The sequence below is a fragment of the Burkholderia sp. JP2-270 genome (assembly GCF_003233675.1).
Taxonomy (GTDB): Bacteria; Pseudomonadota; Gammaproteobacteria; order Burkholderiales; family Burkholderiaceae; genus Burkholderia; species Burkholderia pyrrocinia_C.
Map to the genome: position 1 here is coordinate 92,867 of NZ_CP029824.1, position 23,812 is coordinate 116,678.

The window sequence follows — 23,812 nt, forward strand, 5'->3', positions numbered from 1 at the left end:
GCACCGGTTCGCCAAGTTTCTCTGCATCGCGATGCGTCGATCGACGGTTTTGGCGGCTCATGATCCGGCCCCGAACCGGTGGATCAGGCCTTCAGGTACTGCTCGCGAGCGCCGAGCCAGCGCGCGAGATGCTGCGTGACGACGTCGGGGTACGCGGCGATCAGCCGCGTCGCGGCCTCGCGGGCCGGGTCGATCAGCCAGCCGTCGGTCTCGAGGTTCGCGAAGCGCAGCATTGCCGCGCCCGACTGGCGCGCACCGAGGAATTCGCCGGGACCGCGGATTTCGAGATCGCGCCGCGCGATCTCGAAGCCGTCGGTCGTCTCGCGCATCGTCTTGAGCCGCTCGCGGCCGGTAATCGACAGCGGCCCCGTGTACAGCAGCACGCACACCGACGCCGCGGTGCCGCGCCCGACGCGGCCGCGCAACTGGTGCAGCTGCGCGAGGCCGAAGCGCTCCGCGTGTTCGATCACCATCAGCGACGCGTTCGGCACGTCGACGCCGACTTCGATCACGGTCGTCGCGACCAGCAGCTGCACGTCGTTGCGCGTGAACGCTTCCATCACGGCCGCCTTGTCGGCCGGCGACAGCCGGCCGTGCACGAGCCCGACCTTCAGCTCGGGGAGCGCCGCGGCGAGCGTCTCGTAAGTCTCGACGGCCGTCTGCAGCTGCAGCGTCTCGCTTTCCTCGATCAGCGGGCACACCCAGTACACCTGGCGCCCCGTCAGCGCGGCCTCGCGCACGCGGGCGATCACCTCCTCGCGCCGCGCGTCGCCGACGAGGCGCGTCAGCACGGGCGTGCGGCCCGGCGGCAGCTCGTCGATCGTCGAGACTTCGAGATCGGCGTAGTACGTCATCGCGAGCGTGCGCGGAATCGGCGTGGCCGACATCATCAACTGGTGCGGCTGGAAATCGCGCGCGCCGTTGGCCGCGTTCGCGGCCTTCGCGCGCAGCGCGAGACGCTGCTCGACGCCGAAGCGGTGCTGCTCGTCGACGATCACGAGGCCGAGCCGCGCGAATTCGACCGTGTCCTGGATGATCGCGTGCGTGCCGATCACGAGCTGCGCGGTGCCGAGCGCGGCCGCCTCGATCGCCGCGCGCTTCTCCTTCGCCTTCAGGCTGCCCGCGAGCCACGCGACCGTGACGCCGAGCGGCTCGAGCCATGCGCGCAGCTTGCGCGCGTGCTGTTCCGCGAGGATTTCGGTGGGCGCCATCAGCGCGGCCTGGTAGCCGGCGTCGATCGCCTGCGTGGCGGCCAGCGCCGCGACGACCGTCTTGCCGCTGCCGACGTCGCCCTGCAGCAGGCGCTGCATCGGGTGCGCGAGCGTGAGGTCGTGCGCGATCTCGTCGACGACGCGCGACTGCGCGCCGGTCAGCGTGAACGGCAGCGCCGCGTAGAGCCGCGTCGTCAGCGCATCGGCATCGCTCGCGGTGCGGCGCGGCATCGCGGGCGCCGCGCGCGTGCGGCGCTCCTCGTGCGCGCGCTTGAGCGACAGTTGCTGCGCGAGCAGCTCCTCGAACTTGATGCGCGTCCACGCCGGATGCGAGCCGTCCATCAGCGCGGCTTCGTCGGAATCGACGCGCGGGTGGTGCAGGATGCGCACGGCCTGCTCGAGCGACGGCACGCCGAGCGGCTTCAGGTAGTCGCGCTCGATCTCGGGCGGCAGCAGCTCGGGCAGCGGCGTGCGCTCGACCGCGTTCTCGATCGCCTTGCGCAGATAGGCCTGCGACACGCCGGCCGTGCTCGGATAGACGGGCGTGAGCACCTGCGGCAGCGGCGCATCCGCTTCGACGACGCGCACCGCCGGATGCACCATCTCCATCCCGAAGAAGCCGCCGCGCACGTCGCCGCGCACGCGCAGCCGCTGGCCGACGGCCATCTGCTTGACCTGCGAGCCGTAGAAATTCAGGAAGCGCAGCACGAGATGCTCGCCGTCGTCGTCCTGGATCTTCACGACGAGCTGGCGGCGCGGCCGGTACGCGACCTCGTTGTCGAACACGACGCCTTCGGTCTGCGCGATACCCCCGGCAGCAGTTCGCCGATCGGCGTGAGCGTGGTTTCGTCCTCATAGCGCATCGGCAGATGCAGCACGAGATCGATCGACCGCGTAAGGCCGAGCTTCGCGAGCTTGTCGACGGTCTTCACGGGTTTGTCGGCGGCAGCCTTCTTCTTGCGCTTCGTGCCGGTTGCGCCCGCGTCGTCGCTCGCGGCGCCGCCTTCGGCATCGGGCGCGGCGGCGGCCGGCTGCGCGAGCCGCCCGTCGGCGCCGCGCTTCGGGCCGGCGCGGCGGGGCGCGGCAGGCTCCCGCACGTCACGCGCCTCCGCGCGCTCCCCCGCACTACGCGCGGGCAACACAACATCCTCCGTGTCGAACGGATCGGCGGAATCGGCAACGGCGGCGGTGGAACGGCGTGGTGACACAGGCATCGGATCGTCTGGGTGCTTCGCAAGGCAAGTACAATAGCGGCTTTCACGTCGTCCGAACGAACGACGCCGGCCAGGCCGCGCATCCCGTCATCATAGCGGCTCGCGCGCCCCATTTACGCGTTTCCGCCCTGCCGGCGACGCCCGCCGGCCGCTTCGAACCAGCCCGCATGTTCACGCTTTCCGATTTCGATTTCAATCTGCCGCCCGAGCTGATTGCGCAAACCGCACTGCCCGACCGCACCGCGAGCCGCCTGCTCGAGGTCGACCGCACCGTCGAGCCCGCGCGCCTCGTCGACCGCCGTTTCGCCGAGCTGCCGTCGTGCATCGCGCCCGGCGACCTGCTCGTCTTCAACGATACCAAGGTGCTGAAGGCGCGTTTCTTCGGCCAGAAGGCCAGCGGCGGCAAGATCGAGGTGCTGATCGAACGCGTGACGGGCACGCACACGGCGCTCGCGCAGATTCGCGCGAGCAAGTCGCCGGGCGCCGGCACGACGCTGCGCCTCGCCGATGCGTTCGACGTGACGGTCGGCGAGCGCGTCGAGCCGTTCTTCACGCTGCACTTCCCGGAGCCGTGCCTCGCGCTGATCGAGCAGTACGGCCGCTTGCCGCTGCCGCCGTATATCGAGCACGATCCCGACGCGACCGACGAAACGCGCTACCAGACCGTCTACGCGAGCAATCCGGGCGCGGTCGCAGCTCCTACGGCCGGGCTGCACTTCGACCAGCCGATGCTCGAGAAGCTCGACGCGATGGGCGTCGAGCGCGCGACGCTGACGCTGCACGTCGGCGCCGGCACGTTCCAGCCGGTGCGCGTCGACAACATCGCCGAGCACAAGATGCACAGCGAGTGGTACGAGCTGCCGCAATCGCTCGTCGACAAGATCGCCGCGACCCGCGCGCGCGGCGGCAACGTGATCGCGGTCGGCACGACGTCGATGCGCGCGCTCGAAGCCGCCGCGCGCTCGGCCGACGAAGCGGGCCGCCCGCTCGCGGCGACGCAGGCCGAGACCGACATCTTCATCACGCCCGGCTATCGTTTTCGCGTGGTCGACCGGCTCGTCACGAACTTCCACCTGCCGAAGTCGACGCTGCTGATGCTGGTGTCCGCGTTCGCGGGTGTCGAGACGATCCGCGCCGCGTACCGGCACGCGATCGACCAACGCTACCGCTTCTTCAGCTACGGCGACGCGATGCTGCTCACGCGGCGCGACACGCCGGAGGCGCCGCGCGCTTAAGCGCGGCAGGCGCGACGGCCCGCACGCAGCGCGGCCGCCGTTCGCCCGCCGCGCGCTACGATGCGCGCACCCCGTTTTTCCCCGCTGCCGGCTCGCCGGCAGCGTTTCCAACATGCGCCGGACTGTTTTCCGGTAGCAAGGAGCACGACACGATGACCGAAGGCTCATCCCACGATACGCACGCCCCCGTGCACGACCGCCCGGCCAACGGGCTCGAATTCGAACTGCTGACGACCGACGGCCACGCGCGCCGCGGCCGCGTGAAGCTCAACCACGGCGTGGTCGAAACGCCGATCTTCATGCCGGTCGGCACGTACGGCACCGTGAAGGCGATCCAGCCGCGCGAGCTGCACGAGATCAACGCCCAGATCATCCTCGGCAATACGTTCCACCTGTGGCTGCGCCCGGGCCTCGACACGATCGACGCGCACGGCGGCCTGCACGGCTTCATGGGCTGGAACAAGCCGATCCTGACCGACTCGGGCGGCTTCCAGGTGTTCTCGCTCGGCGACCTGCGCAAGATCACCGAGGACGGCGTCACGTTCGCGTCGCCGATCAACGGCGACAAGCTGTTCCTGTCGCCGGAAGTGTCGATGCAGATCCAGAAGGTGCTGAACTCCGACGTCGTGATGCAGTTCGACGAATGCACGCCGTACGCAACCGACGGCGTGCCGACCACGCACAAGGAAGCGGCCGACTCGATGCGCATGTCGCTGCGCTGGGCGAAACGCTCGCTCGACGAGTTCGACCGGCTCGGCAACCCGAATGCGCTGTTCGGGATCGTCCAGGGCGGGATGTTCGAGGACCTGCGCGACGAATCGCTCGCAGGCCTGTCGGAGCTCGGCTTCCACGGCCTCGCGATCGGCGGGCTATCGGTCGGCGAGCCGAAGGAAGACATGATGCGCGTGCTGCAGCACGTGGGCCCGAAGCTGCCGGCCAACAAGCCGCACTACCTGATGGGCGTCGGCACGCCGGAGGATCTGGTCGAGGGCGTCGCCAACGGCATCGACATGTTCGACTGCGTGATGCCGACCCGCAACGCGCGCAACGGCTGGCTGTTCACGCGCTTCGGCGACGTGAAGATCCGCAACGCGACGCACAAGAACTCGCTGAAGCCGCTCGATGCAAGCTGCGCGTGCTACACGTGCCGGAACTTCTCGCGCGGCTACCTGCATCACCTGCACCGCGTCGGCGAAATCCTCGGCGCGCAGCTCAACACGATCCACAACCTGCACTACTACCTGCAGTTGATGAGCGAGATCCGCGACGCGATCGAGGCCCATACGTTCGACGCGTTCCGCCAGCGCTTCGCGGAGGACCGCGCCAGAGGCGTCGACTGACGGGCCGACGGCCCGCGCGGCGGTTCGTCACATGGAATGTGTACTAAATAACGCGCTCCCACTGCCGGACCCGACCGCCAAATATTACAATTGCCTTTCCAGACAAGTCGCAATGGCGTCGGTTCGCGCTTTAACAGCTTGATCCGAAAGCGCATTTGCTGCGCCGTTTGCGCATGGGGCCGGTGGTAGAATAACCGGCTTATTTTTCGATCTTCCCCTACGGAGAGACCAACGTGCCGTTCATTTCCAATGCCTTCGCTCAAGGTGCCGGTGGCGCCGAATCGAGCCTGATGAGCTTCCTGCCGCTCATCCTGATGTTCGGCGTGCTCTACTTCATCATGATCCGTCCGCAGATGAAGCGTCAGAAGGAGCACCGCAACATGCTCGCGGCCATGGCCAAGGGCGACGAAGTCGTCACGAGCGGCGGCCTCGTCGGCAAGGTGACGAAGGTCACCGAAGGCTACATCGGCGTCGAGATCGCCGAAGGCACTGAAATCACCGTGCAGAAGGCTGCGGTCACGACCATTCTGCCGAAGGGCACGATCAAGTCGCTGTAAGCCCTTCACCGAGCGTCCGGCTCCCCGCGCCGTGCCCGCCTGAGAGAGCGGGCCGCCGCGGCGCCGGACGCGACGCTTTCACGCCAACCACCCGTTCGGCCCCCTCATGAATCGTTACCCACTCTGGAAATATGTCGTGATGGTCGTGGCGCTCGCCATCGGCCTTCTGTACACATTGCCCAACTTCTTCGGCGAAGCGCCGGCGGTGCAGGTGTCGAGCGGCAAGGCCACGGTCAAGCTCGACTCGACCACGCTGACCCAGGTCGAATCGGCGCTCGCATCCGCGCAGATCACGCCGGACGACGTCACCTTCGAGAACACGGCGACCAGCGCGAACATCCGCGTGCGCCTGAAGGACACCGATACGCAGCTGCGCGTCAAGGACCTGCTGCAGAAGTCGCTGAACGCCGACCCGAACGATCCGCAGTACGTCGTCGCACTGAACCTGCAGAGCGCGTCGCCGCGCTGGCTGACTGCGCTGCACGCGCTGCCGATGTATCTCGGCCTCGACCTGCGCGGCGGTGTCCACTTCCTGCTCCAGGTCGACATGACGGGCGCGCTCACGAAGAAGCTCGACTCCGACGCATCCGACGCGCGCTCGCTGCTGCGCGACAAGAACATCCGCGACGGCGGCGTGAGCCGCGTCGACCAGTCCGTCGTCGTCAATTTCAGCGATGCGCAGACTGCTGAAGACGCCCGCAAGGTGCTCGCACAGTCGATCACCGAACTGCAATGGGCGACCCAGCCCGGCGGCGGCGGCACGCAGGTCGTCGGCACGTTCACGCCGGCCGTGCAGAAGTCCGTCGAGGACGCCGCGCTCAAGCAGAACCTGACGACGCTCCACAACCGCGTGAACGAACTCGGCGTGTCGGAACCGATCCTGCAGCAGCAAGGCAGCGACCGCATCGTCGTCGAGCTGCCGGGCGTGCAGGACACCGCGAAGGCGAAGGACATCATCGGCCGCACCGCGACGCTCGAGGCACGCCTCGCCGACCCGATCAACACGCACCCGAACCCGAACGACCCGGTACCGCCGGGCGAGGAACTGTTCACGCAGGGCATCCAGGCGCCCGTGCTGCTGAAGAAGGACGTGATCTTCACTGGCGACCGCATCATCGATGCCTCGGCCGGCTTCGACGAACACCAGCGTCCGTCGGTCAACATCCGCCTCGACTCGGCCGGCGGCCGCGCGGTGCGCACGGTGTCGCGCGACAACATCGGCAAGCCGATGGCGATGGTGCTGTTCGAGAAGGGCAAGGGCGAAGTGCTGACGGTCGCGACGATCCAGTCCGAACTCGGCGACCGCTTCCAGATCACGGGCCAGCCGACGCCGCAGGCCGCGGCCGACCTCGCGCTGCTGCTGCGCGCCGGTTCGCTCGCGGCACCGATGGACATCATCGAGGAACGCACGATCGGCCCGAGCCTCGGCGCCGACAACATCAAGATGGGCGTCCACTCGGTGATCTGGGGCTTCTGCGCGATCGCCGTGTTCATGATCGCGTACTACATGCTGTTCGGCGTGGTGTCGGTGATCGGCCTGTCGGTGAACCTGCTGCTGCTCGTCGCCGTGCTGTCGCTGATGCAGGCCACGCTGACGCTGCCCGGCATCGCCGCAATCGCGCTCGCGCTCGGCATGGCGATCGACTCGAACGTGCTGATCAACGAACGCGTGCGTGAAGAACTGCGCGCGGGCCAGCCGCCGCAGCTCGCGATCCAGGCCGGCTACGCGCACGCGTGGGCGACGATTCTCGACTCGAACGTCACGACGCTGATCGCCGGCCTTGCGCTGCTCGCGTTCGGCTCGGGCCCGGTTCGCGCATTCGCGATCGTGCACTGCCTCGGTATCCTGACGTCGATGTTCTCCGCAGTGTTCTTCTCGCGCGGGATCGTCAACCTCTGGTACGGCGGCCGCAAGAAGCTGAAGTCGCTCGCGATCGGCCAGGTGTGGAGGCCGGAAGGCGCGGCAGCCGCCGCGTCGTTCACCGACGCGGACGAATCGACCGACACCGCGCGCGCCGCGAAGCTCGCCGCACCCGCGAAGGGCAATGCGCCGCGCGCCGGCAAGCCGCAGCTGCGCAACCGCGCGCAGCAAGGCGTGTCGCCGAAGAAACCGGGCTCGACCCAATAAGGCCCCGGAGACGAGACCATGGAATTTTTCCGCATCCGTAAAGACATTCCGTTCATGCGGCACGCGCTGGTGTTCAACGTGATCTCGCTGGTCACGTTCCTCGCCGCCGTGTTCTTCCTGTTCCACCGCGGGCTGCACCTGTCCGTCGAATTCACCGGCGGTACGGTGATCGAGGTGCAGTACCAGCAGGCCGCGGAGCTCGAACCCGTGCGCGCGACGCTCGGCAAGCTCGGCTACGCCGACGCGCAGGTGCAGAACTTCGGCACGTCGCGCAACGTGCTGATCCGGCTGCAGCTGAAGGAAGGCCTCACGTCCGCGCAGCAGAGCGACCAGGTGATGACCGCGCTGAAGGCGCAGAGCCCGGACGTCGCGCTGCAGCGCGTCGAGTTCGTCGGCCCGCAGGTCGGCCGGGAGCTCGCGACCGACGGCCTGCTCGCGCTCGCGTGCGTCGTGATCGGCATCATGATCTACCTGTCGTTCCGCTTCGAATGGAAGTACGCGGTCGCCGGCATCATCGCCAACCTGCACGACGTCGTGATCATTCTCGGCTTCTTCGCGTTCTTCCAGTGGGAGTTCTCGCTGGCGGTGCTCGCGGCGATCCTCGCGGTGCTCGGCTACTCGGTCAACGAGTCGGTCGTCATCTTCGACCGGATCCGCGAGACGTTCCGTCGCGAACGCAAGATGAGCGTGCAGGAAGTGATCAACCACGCGATCACGACCACGATGTCGCGAACGATCATCACGCACACGTCGACGGAAATGATGGTGCTGTCGATGTTCTTCTTCGGCGGCCCGACGCTGCACTACTTCGCGCTCGCGCTGACGGTCGGCATCATGTTCGGCATCTACTCGTCGGTGTTCGTCGCGGGCTCGCTCGCGATGTGGCTCGGCATCAAGCGCGAAGACCTGATCAAGGACAAGAAGACCGCGCACGATCCGGACGATCCGAACGCGGGCGCGCAGGTTTAAGCGCCGCGCCGTTTCGGCAAAAGCAAGAAGGCCGGTCCTGTTGGACCGGCCTTTTTTCATGCGCGGGCCGCCGCCGTGCGGCGCGCGGCCAGCCCGACAGGCGCCGTCACGGGCGTCGGCTACAATCGTCACCGCCCTGCCCCGCTGCATGCCGGCCGCGCGCCGGCGTGCAAGCACCCTCGCCCCCCGTCAGAACATGCGGTCCCGATGATGCCTCCGATGTGTGTCGTTCGTCGCCTCGCCGTCTGCGCAGCCGTCGCGGCTGCGTTGCTGCCGTGCACGCACCCTGCCGGCGCACAGTCGGCATCCGCACCAACAGCCGCACCGCCTGTCTCACAACCCGTCGCCCCGCCTGCTCCCCCGGCCTCCCAGCCTGCCGGCGCATCGCCGTCGCCCTGCCCGCCCGACTGGGAGCCGCAGATCTGCGAACTCAAGGCCGCCGTCGAAGTGCTGAAGCGACAGCATCTGACCGACGTCGACATCGGCGCGCTGCTCGACGCGACGGTCCACGCCGGGATCAAGACGCTGCCGTACGCGCGCTTCTTCGACGCAAAGGAGGAACAGGAGCGGCGCGACGACGAGCGACGCGCCCGCGACGGCACGCCCGGCATCGGGATCGTGTTCGAGACGCGGCCCGACGGGCTGCACATCATCGACGTGATTCCCGACGCACCGGCCGAGAAGGCCGGCGTGCGTCCCGACGATCTCGTCGTCGCGATGAACGACCGGAGCGTCGTCGGCATCGACAGCGGCGAGCTCGTGAAACTCGCGAAGGGCGACGCGGGCGTCCCGCTGAAGCTCACGGTGCAGCGCGGCCCGAAGCATGCGGTGCTGAGCTTCGCGCCCGTGCGCGCGATCGTCAAGCCGCATCCGGCGATCGCGAAGCGGCTCGACGGCGACATCCTGTACACACGGCTGTCGAGCTTTCCGGAGCCGGCGGTCGGCGACTACATCGACGCGGTGCAGTCCGCGCGCCGCGCGGGCCCGCCGGTGAAAGGGATGATTCTCGACCTGCGCATCAACGGCGGCGGCGCGCTCAATGCGGCGATCGGCATCGCCGCGCTGTTCGCCGGACGCGACCGCACCGCGATGGTGACGGTCGAGCGCGGCGATGCCAACCGCCGCCGCTACACGACCAACTGGCCCGACTACGAACTGCCGGTGATGCACGGGCAGGATCCGCTCGCGCCGCTGCAGGCCGACGACTGGTGGCACACCGTGCCGCTCGTCGTGCTCGTCGACGGACAGAGCGCGTCGGCCGCCGAGGCAACCGCGGCGGCGCTGAAGGATCTCGGCCGCGCGACACTGCTCGGCATGCCGACCTACGGGAAGGGGCTCGCGCAGACCGGCGTCGACCTGATCGACGGCACGCGCCTGAATTTCACGTTCGCGCGCAATCTGCGGCCGAACGGCTGCCCGATGGACGGCTACGGCGTCGTGCCGGACTGGCTCGTGCCGCCGCGCCGCGACTCGGACGTCGACGGCGTGCTGCTGTGGTACCGGGAGGTCGATCTCTCACGCGCGCCGTATGCGGACCGGCTGGCGCCCGACCCGTTCGCGCCCGTGCGCAAGGAACGGCAGAAGCTGCGCGAAGCGCGCGTGCGCGCGAAGGTCGACACGTCGAAGAGCGCGGCGCTGCCGCAGCGCGCGTTCGGCACCGCCGACGACTGGCAGTTGCAGCAGGCGCTCGCCGCGCTCGCGGGGCGCCCCGTGCGGACCGTCGACGCGCCGGCGCAACTGATGCCCGCGCAGCCCGTATGCGAACGCGGCGGCAACTGACGCGCCGCCGCCCGTCCTGCTACCGGAAGCCGAATCGCCTGCGCAGCACGACCAGCGCCGCGAGGCTCAGCACGGCCGCGAACATCAGGTAGAAGCTCGGCGCGGTCTTCATCCCGGTCGCGCGGATCAGCCACGCGATGATGAACGGCCCGAAGCCGCCGAAGATCGTCACCGCGACGTTATATGCGAGCGACATCCCGGTCGTGCGCGTCTGCACCGGAAACACCTCGGACAGCAGACCCGGCAGCGCCGCGAAGTAGCCGGTCATCAGGAATGCGAGCAGCACCTGCAGCGCGATCAGCGTGCCGAAGCCCGGATGCGCGACGAGATATGCGAATGCCGGATAGATCAGCACGAGGATGCCGATGGCCGGCGCGATCATCACCCGCACACGGCCGTAACGGTCCGACCAGTGGCCGACGAGCGGCGCGAACGCCATCTGGATCACGCCGACGACGAGGATCGCCGCGAACGCGGCGGACGGTGCGAGGCCGAGCTGCTTCACGCCGTAGGTCGGCATGAACAGCACGAGATAGGTTGCGACGGTGCCGAGCACGACCACGCCCATTGCGGCGACCAGGCGCGCCTTGTGCGACGCGAACGTGTCGCGCAGCGGGTTCGCGGTGCCTTCGGCCGCGAGGAATTCGGGCGTCTCGTCGACCTTGGTGCGGATGTAGTACGCGACGGGCCCGAGCAGCAGGCCGAAGAAGAACGGCACGCGCCAGCCCCACGAAGCCATCTGCGCGGCTGACAGCTGCGCGTTCAGCACGGTGCCGAAGCCGGCGGCGAGCAGCGTCGTGAGCCCCTGGCTCGCGACCTGCCAGCTCGCAAAGAAGCCGCGCCGGCCCGGCACGTGTTCGGCGAGGAACGCGGTCGCGCTGCCGAATTCGCCGCCGGCCGAGAAGCCCTGCATCAGCCGCGCCGCGACGAGGATCACCGGCGCCGCGACGCCGATCGTCTCGTAGGTCGGTAGCACCGCGATGATCAGCGTGCCGACCATCATCAGCAGGATCGACAGCGTAAGCGCGGCCTTGCGGCCCGCGCGGTCGGCATACGCGCCGAGCACGATCGCGCCGAGCGGCCGCATGAAGAACGACACGCCGAACGTGCCGAGCGTGAGCAGCAGCGACACGGTGTCGTTGCCGGCCGGAAAGAACAGCTTCGAGATCGTCACAGCGAAGAAGCCGTAGACGACGAGATCGAACCACTCGAGCGCATTGCCGATCGACGCGGCGACCACCGCGCGCCACACGCGCGGCGACGAGGCAATGGAACGGGACTGCGTGGCGGCATGCATCGGGCGATCTCCTTGTCGTTATACGTTCTGTTCGCAGCGGCCGCGGCCGCGCTCGGGCGATTATAGGCGCGCAAAAAAATACCGCCGCGCCCCGGTGACGGGAACGCGGCGGTTTGCACGCGACGGGCCGGCGCGGCGGCAGGCCCGGCCGGCAGCGTTACTGCTGCTTGACGGCTTCGGCCGTGATCAGCAGCTTCGTCTTCATCTTGAAGCCGTACTGCTTGCCGTAGTCGAGGCCGAAATCGTCGCGGCTGAATTCGCCGACCGCGTCGACGCCGCACACTTCACGCTTGAGCATCGGATGCGGCATGCACTTGAACGAATCGATCTTCAGCGTCAGCGGCTTCGTGACGCCATGCAGCGTCAGGTTGCCGACCACCGACACCGGCTTGTCGCCGTCGAACTTGATGGCGCCCTTGTAGGTCGCTTCCGGGTACTTCGACGCGTCGAAGAACTCGGCCGTCTGCAGGTGCTCGTCGAGCTTCGTGCTGCCCGTGCTGATCGAGCCGACCTCGGTCGTCACGTCGACCGTGCCGGTCTTCGCCGCGCGATCGAGCGTCACCGAGCCCTTCGACTTGTCGAACTTGCCGCGCCAGACCGACAGGCCGCCGAAGTGGTCGGCCTCGAAGCTCGGGTACGTGTGGCTCGGGTCGAACTGGTAGGTCGCGCTGTCGGCGAATGCCGAGAACGACAGCGAAGCGGCCAGTGCGCCGGCGGCGATCATCAGATGCTTTTTCAACTCATTCTCCTTGAAACGGCGCCGCGCCCTCGCGCGGCATTCGGTGATGCGACAGGCCGCCGCTTACTTCGTGGCGACCAGATGGAACTTGATCTGCACTTCGTCCGCGACGATCGACGTGTCCTTCCATTCGCCGGTGCCGACGTTGAACACCGAACGCTTGATCGGCAGGACGCCGTCGAAGGTCTGCGTCGCGCCGCTCTGCGTGACCGTGACGGGCACGGTGACGGCCTCGGACTTGCCCTTGATCGTCAGCTTGCCGGTCACGTTGTACTTGTTGCCGCCGGCCGGCGCGATCGCCGACGACACGAACGTCGCCTGCGGATACGTCTTCGCGTCGAACCAGTCCTTGCCGGCGACCTGGTCGTTGTACATCTTGTCGCCGAGGTCATAACTCGCGACGTCGATCGTCATTTGCGCGCTGCCCTGCGCGGCCTTCGCCGGATCGAACTTCACCTGCGCGGAAAACTTCTTGAACGCGCCTTCGGTCGGCACGTTCATCTGCTTCGACACGGCGGACACCTTGCTCTTCGCGAGATCGACATCGGCGAGCGCCGCACCCGACGCGACAAGTGACACCGCGGCAAACGCGGTCAGCATGGAGCGGGAGAAAGACACTTTCATGGAATCCTTCATTTGGCAAAGGGAAGCATCCGCGACAGCAGGCCGTCGCGGTCCAACAACTGGTGCTTGAGCGCCGCGAGCACGTGCAGCGAGACGAGCGCAAGCAGAATGTAATTCAAAGACACGTGGAGCGTCTTGAAGGTTTCCTTGAGCACCGGATCGGGGTCGATCAGCCGCGGCAGCGGCACGATGCCGAGGTACACGACCGGGATGTTCGACGCCGAGCTGTACAGGTAGCCCGTGATCGGAATCGCCAGCATCAGCACGTACAGCAGGATGTGCACGCCGTGCGACGCCGCACGCTGCCACGCCGGCGTGCCGCCCGGCAGCGGCGGCGGCACGTGCGTCGCACGCCACAGCACGCGCACCACGGCCAGCGCGAACACCGTCACGCCGAGCCACTTGTGCCACGAGAAGTACTTCAGCTTCGTCGGCGTGAAGCCGGGGATGTCCGTCATCACCCAGCCCAGCGCGAAGGCGCAGACGATCAGCAGCGCGATCAGCCAGTGCAGCGCGATCGCGCTCTGCGTATAGCGTACCGGCCTGGCCGGCAGCGAATTCGATGCCATCTTGGGTTCCTCAGTTCAGCGAACAGCCGCGCCGGCCATGAGTCCGACGCTTGTCAAGGGCGCCATGCTACCGCAACCTTTAGACCCGCGCGGACTCTGAGGACAGGCATGTCAGCCTGCTGCCCGCTTCCCGCCATGTTACCGATCGGTCACTGAACACACGATCGTTGACACCGCGAAAAAGGCGTTTTGGTAAGATTGGCGCGGGTTTCGGCCCCGTCGACGCGTTTTCCAGCCGTCGCGCAACCGCTTTTTCCATGCAACGAAACGACCTGATTGCCTGTCACGAGTGCGACGCACTGTTGCACAAACCGCGCCTCGGCCACCGCGAAATCGCGCGCTGTCCGCGCTGCGGCGCACTGCTCTATCGCGACAGCACCACGCAGATCGAGCGGATCTGCGCGCTCGCGCTCGCGGCGCTGATCACGTTCACGATCGCACAGGCGTTCCCGATCCTCGAAATGGACGTGAACGGCAACCGCGTGCAGACGACGCTGATCGGCGCGATCGACTCGCTGTGGCGCCAGGACATGGCGGCCGTCGGCGTGATGGTGTTCTGCTCGACCGTGCTGTTCCCGCTCGTCGAGATGTCCGCGCTGCTGTACCTGCTGCTGCCGATCCGGCGCGGCGTCGTGCCGCCCGGTTTCAACCTGGTGCTGCGCGCGATCGAGCTCGTGCGGCCGTGGGGCATGATCGAGGTGTTCATGCTCGGGATCGTCGTGACGATCGTGAAGATGGTGAGCCTCGCACGTGTCGTTCCCGATGCCGCGCTGTTCGCGTTCGCCGCGCTCACGCTGATGATCGCCGTCGTGCTGATGTTCGATCCGCGCACGCTGTGGGACATCGCCGACGACCTGCGCGCCGGGCGCCCGCCCGGACAACCGGAGCCACCCGACACCGCCGCGCCGCCGCCCGAGGCCGCCCGCCGATGACGACGCCGACCGCCGCCCGCGAGGGCTATGCGAGCTGCCACACGTGCGGACTCGTGCAGACGCTCGACCGGCAGCATGCGCACTGCGCGCGCTGCGGCACCGCGCTGCATTTCCGCATTCCGAACAGCATCATGCGCACGTGGGCGCTGCTGCTCGCGGCCGCGATCCTGTACATTCCTGCGAACCTGCTGCCGATCATGCGCACCGCGTCGCTCGTCGGCGCGCAGGAAGACACGATCATGAGCGGCGTCATCTATTTCTGGGTGTCGGGCGACTGGCCGCTCGCCGTCGTCGTGTTCGTCGCGAGCATCCTCGTGCCGATGCTCAAGCTCGGCGTGCTGTTGATCCTCGTGATCAGCGCGCAGCGCCGCGCCACCTGGCGGCCGCTGCAGCGTACGCGCCTGTTCCGGATCGTCGAGCGCATCGGCCGCTGGTCGATGCTCGACATCTTCGTCGTGACGCTCACCGTCGCGCTCGTCCATTTCCGTTCGCTCGCCGTCATCACGGCCGGCCCCGGCGCGCTCGCGTTCGGCTCGGTCGTGATCCTGACGATGCTCGCATCGATGCAGTTCGATCCCCGCCTGATCTGGGATCCAGTCGAAACCTCAGGGAATCACCATGAATAGTCCGCAAGGCCCGCAGCACGACCAGCCCCGGCCGCCCGACCCGACGATCTCGACGAAAAGCGGCTGGCTGCCGTCGCTCGTCTGGCTCGTGCCGCTGATCGCCGCACTGATCGGCATCGGCCTCGTGATCAAGTCCGTGCGCGAGCGCGGCCCGGAAATCACGATCAGCTTCCACAGCGCCGAAGGGCTCGAGCCCGGCAAGACCCAGGTCAAGTACAAGGACGTCGAGATCGGCATGGTCAAGACGATCAAGCTGTCGAAAGACCTGTCGCGCGTGCTCGTCCAGGTGCAGCTCAAGAAGGAAGCCGAGGATTTCGCGGTCAAGGGCTCGCGCTTCTGGATCGTGCGGCCGCGCGTCGGCGCGACCGGCGTGTCGGGGCTCGGCACGCTGCTGTCCGGCGCGTATATCGGCGTCGACGCCGGCCACGGGCAGGATACGCTGACCGACTTCATGGGCCTCGAGACGCCGCCGGCCGTCACGGGCGACCAGAAAGGCACGCAATACGTGCTGCGCGGCGATTCGCTCGGCTCGGTCGACATCGGCTCACCCGTTTACTACCGCCGCGTGCAGGTCGGCCAGGTGGTCGGCTTCTCGCTCGACAAGGACGGCACGGGCGTCACGTTCAACGTGTTCGTCAATGCGCCGTACGACCAGTATGTCGGCGTGAACTCGCGCTGGTGGCAGGCCAGCGGCGTCGACCTGCGGCTCGATTCGAGCGGCCTGAAGCTGAACACGCAGTCGCTCGCGACGGTGATCCTCGGCGGCATCGCGTTCCAGACGCCGCCGAACCAGGGCAGCGGCACGACGGCGCCGAACAATACGACGTTCCGACTGGCCTCCGACGAGGGCGACGCGATGCGCGACCCGGACGGCCTGCCGCTGCAGGTCGTGATGAACTTCAACCAGTCGCTGCGCGGGCTAGCCGTCGGCGCGACGGTCGACTTCCGCGGCATCGTGCTCGGCGAAGTGACGAACATCGGCATCGACTACGATCCGAAGGCGAAGAACTTCACGATGCCGGTGACGATGAACGTGTATCCGGAACGTCTCGGCCGCCGCTTCCGCGAGACGATCGAGAGCAAGGGCGAACCGGCCCGCCGCGAGATCGTCGAGCGGCTCGTCCAGCACGGGCTGCGCGGCCAGCTGCGCACCGGCAACCTGCTGACGAGCCAGCTTTACGTCGCGCTCGACTTCTTCCCGAAGGCGCCGGTCGTGAAGATCGATACGTCGCGCCAGCCGCTCGAGCTGCCCACCGTGCCGAACACGCTCGACGAGTTGCAACTGCAGGTCGCCGACATCGCGAAGAAGCTCGACAAGGTGCCGTTCGACCAGATCGGCGCGAACCTGAACAGCGCGCTGTCGAACGCCGACAAGCTGTTCAAGCAGCTCGACACGCAGGTCGCACCGGAAGCGCGCGACACGCTGTCGGCCGCGAAGCAGACCTTCTCGACCGCCGAGGCGACGCTGCAGCAGGATTCGCCGCTGCAGTCCGACGTGCGCGGCGCGCTGAAGGAGCTTACGCGCACGCTGCAGTCGCTGAACGCGCTCGCCGATTATCTGGAGCGTCACCCCGAATCGCTGCTCAAGGGCAAGCCAGGAGATAAACAATGACGACACGCGTGAACGGTTTCGCGAGCGGCACGGCGGCGGCCTTCGCCGCACTCGCGCTCGCCGCGTGCAGCTCGCCGCCCGCGCGGTTCTACACGCTCAGCCCGGCCGACGCCGCGGCCCCGGTGCGCACCGCGCCGGCCAACCCGGCGTTCCTGATCGAGGTGCCGTCCGTCGGCGTGCCCGAGCAGGTCGCGAAGAACCAGCTGGTCGTGCAGAAGAACGCCGCGCAGGTCGACGTGCTCGAGCAGGAACGCTGGGCGTCGCCGCCCGCCGACGAGATCCGCCGCGCGCTGTCGGACGATCTCGCCGCGCAGCTCGGCACGATCGACGTCGCGAATTCCGCGTACCCGCCCGGCGTGCCCGTGTATCGCGTCAGCGTGAACGTGCAGCGCTTCGAGTCGTGGCCCGGCAAGCGCGCAGCGGTCGACGCCGTGTGGAGCGTGCGCCCGCTCGGCACGCAGGCCGTGATGACCTGCCGCACGAGCGTCGCGGAACCGGTCGCCGACAGCTACGACGCGCTCGTCGCCGGCCACCGGCGCGCGCTCGACGTGATCGCCACGCAGGCCGCGGCCGGCGTGCGCGCGATGGCCGCACGCCGCGGCACGACGCCCGCGGCAGCACCCGCGGCCGGCAACAAGACGGCCGCCGCGCCGGTCGTGCCGTGCCCGGCCAACCCGACGTCCGGCGGCGACGCCGGCGCGACGGGCAAGTCCGGCGCATAAGCGGGCAGCACGCTGGCGGACGTCTGAAACGGCGTTCGCCGGTGCTTGCTGCTTCGTCCGACGCGGCGCGTCCGCCGGCAGCCGCTTGCATGACGCAGACACTGCCGCCGCCGATCGCACAGCGCTTCATCGGCCGAACGGCAACTTTGCATTGTTTGTCAAAGTCGACCGGAACCGGCACCATGCAACGCAGTCGGCTTGCGTTTTCCGGCCCGATTGACGATCCTACGCACTTTCAGGCTCGCGCCGCTCGTCGTGCGCGCGAGCCGGCGGCACCGGGCCGCGTTCGGCCCGGCTGCCGTGCCTCCCGGCGCCCGCACGCGATCGGCGTGCACCGCAGCGGGGCAGCCGTACCGCGGGTCGCCGCGCATCGTCCGGCAACCGGCCCCGTCTCACCCGTTCTCCCCGGCGCCGTGCCGCGTTCCCGGCCGGCATCCCGAACCCGCCCGTCCAGGGCTTTCGCTATTCCGTTTATGTTTCGTTCCCTGACGACCCTGATCAAGAAGTGGCGCGCGTCGCGCAATGCCGGTCACCAGCTCGACGCGCTGCTCGCGCACGCCGACGCCGATGCGTCGTACGCCGAGCGCAGCGAATGGCTGATCGAGCTCGCGCACTGGCTGCGCCGCAACGGCACGATGCAGGACGCGCCGGCCGAGCGCGACGCTGACGCACGCGCGTATCCGGCCCATGCGCGGCTGCGCTATCTGTTCCACGTGCTCGATCGCAACCCCGCATGGAAATCGCATGCCGCGCGCATCCTGCGCGGCATCCTGCGCGAGTGCGACGGCATCTCGCTGCTGTGCGACGCCGGCATGCCCGTGCACTCGGGCTTCTTCGGCGCGCTGTTCGAGCGGATCGACTCGTCGCTGATCCCGCCCGCGCCGAACCGCCGCGAACTGTCGGCGCTGTTCACGCTGATGTTCCCGGCACCCGGGGACGCGCAATGGATCGACGCGCTGCCCGACGACCTGCTCGCGCGCCTCGCCGAGCTGTTCTCGTTCGACGTCACCGACGAAGAGCGCCACGAGCCCGGCTCGTTCTCGCGCGATCTGCTGGCCGCGCTGCACAACCTGACCTGCCAGATCAGCTCGACCGGCCTGTCGCAGACGGTGCGCAGCCGGCTGTCCGACGACGATGCGCGCCAGCCGCTCGAAACACAGCCGTTCTACCGCCTCACCCGCGCGATGCTCGCGGTCGAGACCGCGCACGCGGCCGTCGAGGACGGCGGCGATCCGAGCAAGCTGCTGCACGAGGTGAACTACCTGCGCGTGCTGCTCGACGAATGCCGGATCGCGGTCGACAACGTGTTCTCGCACCTGTATCGCAACGGCGTGTCGGTCGACATCGTGTTCCAGGTCGAACGGATGCGCATGCGCATCCTGCGCGCCGAAACGCTGCTGAACGCGTGGATGGCACGCGACGACCTGCACGGGATGGCACGCCTGACGGCCGAGCTGGTCGACGCGAACCAGAACAGCCAGAGCGTCACGCACCTCGTGCGCAGCAACTTCTCGCTGTTCGCGCGCAAGCTCGTCGAGTCCAACGCGGACACCGGCGAGCACTACATCTCGCGCGGCCGCACCGAGTACCTGAAGATGCTGCGGATGGCCGCGGGCGGCGGCCTCGTCACGGTCGTGACCGTGTGCGTGAAGTTCGCGATCACGGGCGCGCACCTGCAGTCGATGCTCGAAGGGCTGCTCGCGGGCATCAACTACGCGGCCAGCTTCATGCTGATGCACTTCCTGCACTTCACGCTCGCGACCAAGCAGCCCGCGATGACCGCGCCGACGCTCGCGCGCGAACTCGACGACACCGGCCACGACGAGGGCGTGAAGGCGTTCGTGTCGTCGGTGATCTCGCTGATCCGCACGCAGGCGGCCGCGATTTCCGGCAACGTGCTCGTCGTGCTGCCCGTGTGCCTGCTCGTGCAGCTGTTCGCGGGCAACGTGCTACACGCGAACCTGATCTCGCCGGAGAAGGCGCATGCGACGCTGCACTCGTTCTCGCTGCTCGGCCCGACGCCGCTCTACGCGGCGCTGACGGGCGTGCTGCTGTGGGCGTCGAGCCTGCTGGCGGGCTGGGCCGACAACTGGTTCGTGCTGCACCGGGTCGGCGACGCGCTCACCTACAACCGCCGGCTGCGCCTGACGCTCGGCGCGGCCGGCGCCGCGAAGCTCGCGCACTTCTGCCGGTCGAACGTCGCGGGCGTCGTCGCGAACGTCGGCCTCGGCCTGATGCTCGGCCTCGTTCCGGCGATCGTCACCGTGCTCATGTCCCCGTTCGAGGTGCGGCACGTGACGCTGTCGGCCGGCTCGATCGGAATCGCGCTCGGCGTGCTGGGCAAGGATGCGCTAGGGACGCCCGAGCTGTGGTGGGCCGGCGCCGGCGTGCTCAGCATGGCGATCCTCAACGTGCTCGTGAGCTTCGCGCTCGCGTTCACGATGGCCGTGCGCTCGCGCAGCCTGCGCCCGACCAAGGTGCGCGCGCTCGTCGCCGCGATCGTGCGCACGGTGCTGTCGAATCCGCTCGCGCTGTTCTGGCCGGCCGGCGGCCAGGCCGCGCGCACCGGCCAGCCTGGCGCGCACTGAGCCTGCGGCGGCGCGGCGGCGCCCGGCCGGGCGCCGCCGCGCTGGCCTCCCCGCGCGAGCGCGGCCGTCGCGCCTGCGTCGCTGCGCCGAAACGCCGGCCCCGGTCGCCGGCGCCGCGTACAATGGTGGACTTTTGCACGTCCTCACCCGCCTTTATGTCCTCGCCCACCCTGTACGAATTCTTCGCCCCCTGCCCGCGCGGCCTCGAAGCGGCGCTTGCCGCCGAGCTGGCCGAAATCGCCGGCCGCCACCTGAACGGCGCGCCGTTCACCGCGGGCGCGCAGGTGCCGGGCGGCGTCCATTTCAGCGGCGGCTGGGCCGCCGGCATGGCCGCGAACCTCCATTCGCGGATCGCGAGCCGAATCCTGCTGAAGATCGCGCACCGCGCGTACCGCAACGAGCAGGATGTCTATGCGCTCGCGCTCGAGCAGCCGTGGGAGCGCTGGTTCGCGGCGACACAGACGCTGCGCGTCGACATCACCGCGATCAAGTCGCCGCTGAAAAGCCTCGAATTCGCGACGTTGCGCGTGAAGGACGCGATCTGCGACCGGATGCGCGACAAGACCGGCGCGCGTCCGAGCATCGACACGGGTGCGCCGGACGTACGCGTGTTCGCGTTCCTGACGGCCAACGAATGCACGCTGTACCTCGACACGTCGGGCGAGCCGCTATTCAAGCGCGGCTGGCGCCTCGACAAGGGCGCGGCGCCGCTGCGCGAGAACCTCGCGGCCGGCATCCTGCGCCTGACCGGCTGGACGCCCGGCACGCCGCTGTACGACCCGATGTGCGGCAGCGGCACGTTCCTCGCGGAAGCCGCGCAGATCGCGCTCGGCGTGGCGCCGGGCGTCGAACGCCGGTTCGGCTTCGAAAAGCTCAAGCAGTACGACATCACCGCGTGGCAGGGGCTGAAGGTCCCTGCGCTGGATGCGAAGCGCGCGGCGCGCGGCAAGCGCGGCGACGCGCTCGGCGTGTACGGCAGCGACATTTCCGGCGACATGCTCGAGAAGGCGCGCGCGAACCTCGAGCGCGCGGGCGTGCCGTCGGTGTGGCTCAAGCAGGTCGACGCACGCGGGATGACGCCGCCGTGCGATGCGCCGGGCATCATCCTCGCGAACCCGCCGTACGGCGAGCGGATCGAAGTGCGCGGCCGCGGCCCGCGCGGCGACGTGCGCGAGACGGGCCGCAACCGCGGCAACGACGACGCGTTCCGCCGCACGCACACCGACGCGCCGGACAGCGAGTTCTTCAACGCGCTCGGCGATGCGCTGAAACAGCGCTTCACGGGCTGGCAGGCCTTCCTGCTGACGTCCGACCGTTCGCTGCCGGGCCAGTTGCGGCTGCGCGAATCGGCGAAGACGCCGCTGTTCAACGGCGCGCTCGAATGCCGGTTGTTCCGCTTCGACCTGATCGCCGGCAGCGTGAAGGCGCGCCCGGCCGCGCCGGAAGGCGACGCGTAAGCGACACCATCGCGCGGGGCGCCATCGCGGCGCCCGCGCGCTCTTCCCGCCGGCGCGCGTCAGTGCTTCGACTTCGACCAGCGCCCCATCGTGAACGGCAGTGCCTGCCCCGTCTCGAGCAGCGTCTTCAGGCTCGACAGCACGACCGGCCACCCGCCGCGAATCCCGCGATCCATCTCCAAACCGGCCACGAGCCCGTCGTGCGTGACGGTCAGCTTCACGACGCCCTCGTGCGGCTCGACGAGATAGGTCACGCGCGACTCCTCGCCGTCTCCCGACGGCGTACGCCACGTGACGACCAGCCGGTGCGGCGGATCGTTCTCGACCACTTCGCCGACGATGTCGACCCGCGACGGATCGTCGTAGTCCTGATGCTCCCACCGCGATCCCGGCCGCCAGTCGGACGACGCGTTGCGATGCCGGACCCAGTAGTCCTTCGTCAGCTCGGCGTTGGTCAGTGTGTCGAACACGCGCTCGGGCGTCGCCGCGATGAAGGTCACGTACACAAAGGCGGGATTACCCATCGTCGTCTCCAGTGCCGCGGGCCGCTTCCAGCCCGCGCTTGAGATCCGCCAGCGCCTGCAGACGCTGACGCTCGAACTTGCCGATCCAGCGTTCCGCGATGTCGTGGATCGGCACCGGATTCAGGTAATGCAGCTTCTCCCTGCCGCGCCATGCGGTCGCGACGAGATTCGCGGCCTCGAGGAGCGCGAGATGCTTGCTCACGGCCTGCCGGCTCATCGCGAGTCCGTCGCACAAGCCGGACAGGGTCTGGCCGCTTTTCGCATGTAGCAGGTCGAGCAACTGACGGCGCGTGGCATCGGCCAGCGCCTTGAAAACGAGATCCATGCCGCTCCCGGGTCGATGGCTTTATTATGCAACCAAACAGTTGCATGTCAAGGATGACAACTCTACTGACAATACGGTGTCAGCAGGCCGCGATCACACTGCAATCCCGGCGCAATGCAACGCTGGTTTCCACACAGAACCCGAATAACAACGCAACAAAGGAGTTCGTCATGACGTCCGCAACTGCCACCGCAACCCTGGAACGCGCGATCGCGTGGTTCGACATTCCGTCCCTCGATTTCGACCGCGCGATCCGCTTTTATGAAACCGTGCTGCAAACCACGCTGCAGCGCGAAGTGATCGGCGGCGTGCCGATGGCGATGTTCGATCACGAGGCGTCGAGCACGGGCGGCAGCATCGTGTTCGATCCGCAGCAGATGAAGCCGAGCGCGAACGGCGTGCTCGTCTACCTGAACGCCGGCGATTCGGTCGTCGCGGCGTTGGAACGCGCGAAGCGCGCGGGCGGCATCGTGCAGGGCTCGGTCGTCGAGCTGCCGAACAACTACGGCTACATCGGCTACCTGATCGATACCGAAGGCAACCGCGTCGGCCTGCACGCGCCGAAATGCCATTGAGCGCATCGGCCATCGGGCCGGCGCGGCGCTATCATCGCGAAGTCCCCATAGCCGTTGGAATCGAGGTGCTGCCATGACGCGCCGTGCCGACCGCCTGTTCCAGATCGCCGAGCTGTTGCGCGGGCGCCGTCTCACGACCGCGCAGCAGCTTGCCGACTGGCTGTCGGTGTCGCCGCGCACGGTCTATCGCGACGTGCGCGACCTGCAACTGTCAGGGGTGCCGATCGAAGGCGAAGCCGGCATCGGCTACCGGCTGAACCGCAATGCGAGCCTGCCGCCGCTCACGTTCACGGCCGAGGAGCTCGCGGCGCTCGCCACCGGCGCGCGCATGCTCGAGACCTGGGGCGGTGCGCGCTTCGCGAGCGGCGCCCGCTCGGCGCTTGCGAAGATCGCGTCCGCGATGCCCGCCGACAAGCGCACGGCGCTCGACCGCCTGCCCGTGTTCGCGCCGTCGTTCCACATCGACGAGACGTTTTGCGCGAAGGTCGACGCGATCCACCAGGCCATCGACACGCGCCATATCGTCAGCTTCGGCTACCGCGACCGGCTCGGCGCGCATTCGCAACGCCGCGTGTGGCCGCTCGGGCTCGTCTACTGGGGCGGGCGCTGGACGATCGGCGCGTGGTGCGAGCTGCGCGACGATTTCCGCACTTTCGATATCGCGCGGATGGGCGACATCACCGTGCACGAGCAGTTTCCGGACATGGAAGGACGGCGGATCGCCGACTACATGCGGATCGCGGAAGCGCCGATGCGCTGACGCGATCCGGCGATCGCCGCGTGCATCGC

20 protein-coding genes and 1 pseudogene are annotated in these 23,812 nt (G+C 68.3%); 14 read left to right on the forward strand and 7 right to left on the reverse strand.

Going from position 1 to position 23,812, the window contains the following annotated elements; genetic code table 11:
• Positions 1-83: 83 nt before the first annotated feature.
• Positions 84-2,425 (reverse strand): annotated as a pseudogene (recG, locus tag DM992_RS00375) (ATP-dependent DNA helicase RecG).
• Positions 2,426-2,592: 167 nt separating this feature from the next.
• Between recG and queA the strand changes: the two are divergent.
• From queA to DM992_RS00405, 6 genes are all read left to right on the forward strand, one after another.
• Positions 2,593-3,660, forward strand: a complete 1,068-nt coding sequence (queA, locus tag DM992_RS00380) for a tRNA preQ1(34) S-adenosylmethionine ribosyltransferase-isomerase QueA (RefSeq protein ID WP_111015270.1) — start codon at positions 2,593-2,595, stop codon at positions 3,658-3,660.
• A 152-nt stretch (positions 3,661-3,812) separates the two neighbouring features.
• Positions 3,813-5,000, forward strand: coding sequence for a tRNA guanosine(34) transglycosylase Tgt (tgt, locus tag DM992_RS00385; RefSeq protein ID WP_111015271.1), 1,188 nt, complete (start codon positions 3,813-3,815; stop codon positions 4,998-5,000).
• Positions 5,001-5,233: 233 nt separating this feature from the next.
• The gene (gene yajC, locus DM992_RS00390; RefSeq protein WP_034182772.1) at positions 5,234-5,557 is read left to right on the forward strand and encodes a preprotein translocase subunit YajC; all 324 of its coding nucleotides are present in this window, start codon (positions 5,234-5,236) and stop codon (positions 5,555-5,557) included.
• A gap of 106 nt (positions 5,558-5,663) precedes the next feature.
• Positions 5,664-7,685 carry a protein translocase subunit SecD gene (secD, locus tag DM992_RS00395; protein WP_111015272.1) on the forward strand — a complete coding sequence of 674 codons (2,022 nt, stop codon included), beginning with the start codon at positions 5,664-5,666 and terminating at the stop codon, positions 7,683-7,685.
• Positions 7,686-7,703: 18 nt separating this feature from the next.
• Complete coding sequence (gene secF, locus DM992_RS00400) at positions 7,704-8,654, forward strand: protein translocase subunit SecF (protein ID WP_111015273.1); 951 nt, start codon at positions 7,704-7,706, stop codon at positions 8,652-8,654.
• Between the two features lie 219 nt (positions 8,655-8,873).
• Positions 8,874-10,433 (forward strand): S41 family peptidase, encoded by a 1,560-nt coding sequence (locus DM992_RS00405; RefSeq protein ID WP_204356097.1) that lies wholly within the window; start codon positions 8,874-8,876, stop codon positions 10,431-10,433.
• Positions 10,434-10,452: 19 nt separating this feature from the next.
• Here the strand turns inward: DM992_RS00405 and DM992_RS00410 are convergent, their stop codons facing one another.
• The 4 genes from DM992_RS00410 to DM992_RS00425 form a co-directional block, all read right to left on the reverse strand.
• Positions 10,453-11,730 (reverse strand): MFS transporter, encoded by a 1,278-nt coding sequence (locus DM992_RS00410; protein WP_111015274.1) that lies wholly within the window; start codon positions 11,728-11,730, stop codon positions 10,453-10,455.
• A 157-nt stretch (positions 11,731-11,887) separates the two neighbouring features.
• On the reverse strand, positions 11,888-12,469 hold the full coding sequence (locus DM992_RS00415) for a YceI family protein (protein ID WP_034182767.1): 582 nt from the start codon (positions 12,467-12,469) through the stop codon (positions 11,888-11,890).
• A gap of 63 nt (positions 12,470-12,532) precedes the next feature.
• Positions 12,533-13,093: a YceI family protein gene (locus DM992_RS00420; protein WP_111015275.1), complete on the reverse strand. Its 561-nt coding sequence runs from the start codon at positions 13,091-13,093 to the stop codon at positions 12,533-12,535.
• A gap of 8 nt (positions 13,094-13,101) precedes the next feature.
• A complete protein-coding gene (locus DM992_RS00425; protein WP_111015276.1) occupies positions 13,102-13,662 on the reverse strand; it encodes a cytochrome b in 561 nt (186 codons plus the stop codon).
• 257 nt (positions 13,663-13,919) lie between these two features.
• Here DM992_RS00425 and DM992_RS00430 point away from each other — a divergent pair, with 257 nt between their 5' ends.
• The 6 genes from DM992_RS00430 (at position 13,920) to DM992_RS00460 (ending at position 21,599) form a co-directional block, all read left to right on the forward strand.
• Entirely contained in the window at positions 13,920-14,594 is a 675-nt protein-coding gene (locus tag DM992_RS00430; RefSeq protein ID WP_034182765.1) for a paraquat-inducible protein A, read from the forward strand.
• Positions 14,591-15,220, forward strand: coding sequence for a paraquat-inducible protein A (locus tag DM992_RS00435; protein WP_111015277.1), 630 nt, complete (start codon positions 14,591-14,593; stop codon positions 15,218-15,220). Before DM992_RS00430 ends, DM992_RS00435 begins: the two co-directional genes overlap by 4 nt.
• Complete coding sequence (locus DM992_RS00440; protein WP_111015278.1) at positions 15,213-16,832, forward strand: MlaD family protein; 1,620 nt, start codon at positions 15,213-15,215, stop codon at positions 16,830-16,832. Before DM992_RS00435 ends, DM992_RS00440 begins: the two co-directional genes overlap by 8 nt.
• The gene (locus DM992_RS00445) at positions 16,829-17,554 is read left to right on the forward strand and encodes a PqiC family protein (RefSeq protein WP_111015279.1); all 726 of its coding nucleotides are present in this window, start codon (positions 16,829-16,831) and stop codon (positions 17,552-17,554) included. Before DM992_RS00440 ends, DM992_RS00445 begins: the two co-directional genes overlap by 4 nt.
• 473 nt (positions 17,555-18,027) lie before the next feature.
• Positions 18,028-20,142, forward strand: a complete 2,115-nt coding sequence (locus tag DM992_RS00455) for a site-specific recombinase (RefSeq protein WP_111015280.1) — start codon at positions 18,028-18,030, stop codon at positions 20,140-20,142.
• 155 nt (positions 20,143-20,297) lie between these two features.
• Positions 20,298-21,599, forward strand: coding sequence for a class I SAM-dependent RNA methyltransferase (locus DM992_RS00460; RefSeq protein ID WP_111015281.1), 1,302 nt, complete (start codon positions 20,298-20,300; stop codon positions 21,597-21,599).
• A gap of 59 nt (positions 21,600-21,658) precedes the next feature.
• On the opposite strand, the gene DM992_RS00465 is transcribed toward DM992_RS00460, so the two are convergent.
• Positions 21,659-22,123 (reverse strand): SRPBCC family protein, encoded by a 465-nt coding sequence (locus DM992_RS00465; RefSeq protein WP_111015282.1) that lies wholly within the window; start codon positions 22,121-22,123, stop codon positions 21,659-21,661.
• Entirely contained in the window at positions 22,116-22,448 is a 333-nt protein-coding gene (locus DM992_RS00470; RefSeq protein ID WP_072436302.1) for a winged helix-turn-helix domain-containing protein, read from the reverse strand. The genes DM992_RS00465 and DM992_RS00470 overlap by 8 nt, the downstream gene beginning before the upstream one ends.
• A 170-nt stretch (positions 22,449-22,618) precedes the next feature.
• Between DM992_RS00470 and DM992_RS00475 the strand changes: the two genes are divergently transcribed.
• On the forward strand, positions 22,619-23,023 hold the full coding sequence (locus tag DM992_RS00475; protein ID WP_111015283.1) for a VOC family protein: 405 nt from the start codon (positions 22,619-22,621) through the stop codon (positions 23,021-23,023).
• 73 nt (positions 23,024-23,096) lie between these two features.
• Positions 23,097-23,783, forward strand: coding sequence for a YafY family protein (locus DM992_RS00480; RefSeq protein ID WP_034182756.1), 687 nt, complete (start codon positions 23,097-23,099; stop codon positions 23,781-23,783).
• Positions 23,784-23,812 lie beyond the last annotated feature (29 nt).

Excerpts from the sequence above, each read along its gene's own strand:
- queA (WP_111015270.1), top strand. The coding sequence starts at position 2,593 with ATGTTCACGCTTTCCGATTTCGATTTCAATCTGCCGCCCGAGCTGATT.
- tgt (WP_111015271.1), top strand. The coding sequence starts at position 3,813 with ATGACCGAAGGCTCATCCCACGATACGCACGCCCCCGTGCACGACCGC.
- secD (WP_111015272.1), top strand. The coding sequence starts at position 5,664 with ATGAATCGTTACCCACTCTGGAAATATGTCGTGATGGTCGTGGCGCTC.
- secF (WP_111015273.1), top strand. The coding sequence starts at position 7,704 with ATGGAATTTTTCCGCATCCGTAAAGACATTCCGTTCATGCGGCACGCG.
- DM992_RS00405 (WP_204356097.1), top strand. The coding sequence starts at position 8,874 with ATGTGTGTCGTTCGTCGCCTCGCCGTCTGCGCAGCCGTCGCGGCTGCG.
- DM992_RS00410 (WP_111015274.1), bottom strand. The coding sequence starts at position 11,730 with ATGCATGCCGCCACGCAGTCCCGTTCCATTGCCTCGTCGCCGCGCGTG.
- DM992_RS00420 (WP_111015275.1), bottom strand. The coding sequence starts at position 13,093 with ATGAAAGTGTCTTTCTCCCGCTCCATGCTGACCGCGTTTGCCGCGGTG.
- DM992_RS00425 (WP_111015276.1), bottom strand. The coding sequence starts at position 13,662 with ATGGCATCGAATTCGCTGCCGGCCAGGCCGGTACGCTATACGCAGAGC.
- DM992_RS00430 (WP_034182765.1), top strand. The coding sequence starts at position 13,920 with ATGCAACGAAACGACCTGATTGCCTGTCACGAGTGCGACGCACTGTTG.
- DM992_RS00435 (WP_111015277.1), top strand. The coding sequence starts at position 14,591 with ATGACGACGCCGACCGCCGCCCGCGAGGGCTATGCGAGCTGCCACACG.
- DM992_RS00440 (WP_111015278.1), top strand. The coding sequence starts at position 15,213 with ATGAATAGTCCGCAAGGCCCGCAGCACGACCAGCCCCGGCCGCCCGAC.
- DM992_RS00445 (WP_111015279.1), top strand. The coding sequence starts at position 16,829 with ATGACGACACGCGTGAACGGTTTCGCGAGCGGCACGGCGGCGGCCTTC.
- DM992_RS00455 (WP_111015280.1), top strand. The coding sequence starts at position 18,028 with ATGTTTCGTTCCCTGACGACCCTGATCAAGAAGTGGCGCGCGTCGCGC.
- DM992_RS00460 (WP_111015281.1), top strand. The coding sequence starts at position 20,298 with ATGTCCTCGCCCACCCTGTACGAATTCTTCGCCCCCTGCCCGCGCGGC.
- DM992_RS00465 (WP_111015282.1), bottom strand. The coding sequence starts at position 22,123 with ATGGGTAATCCCGCCTTTGTGTACGTGACCTTCATCGCGGCGACGCCC.
- DM992_RS00470 (WP_072436302.1), bottom strand. The coding sequence starts at position 22,448 with ATGGATCTCGTTTTCAAGGCGCTGGCCGATGCCACGCGCCGTCAGTTG.
- DM992_RS00475 (WP_111015283.1), top strand. The coding sequence starts at position 22,619 with ATGACGTCCGCAACTGCCACCGCAACCCTGGAACGCGCGATCGCGTGG.
- DM992_RS00480 (WP_034182756.1), top strand. The coding sequence starts at position 23,097 with ATGACGCGCCGTGCCGACCGCCTGTTCCAGATCGCCGAGCTGTTGCGC.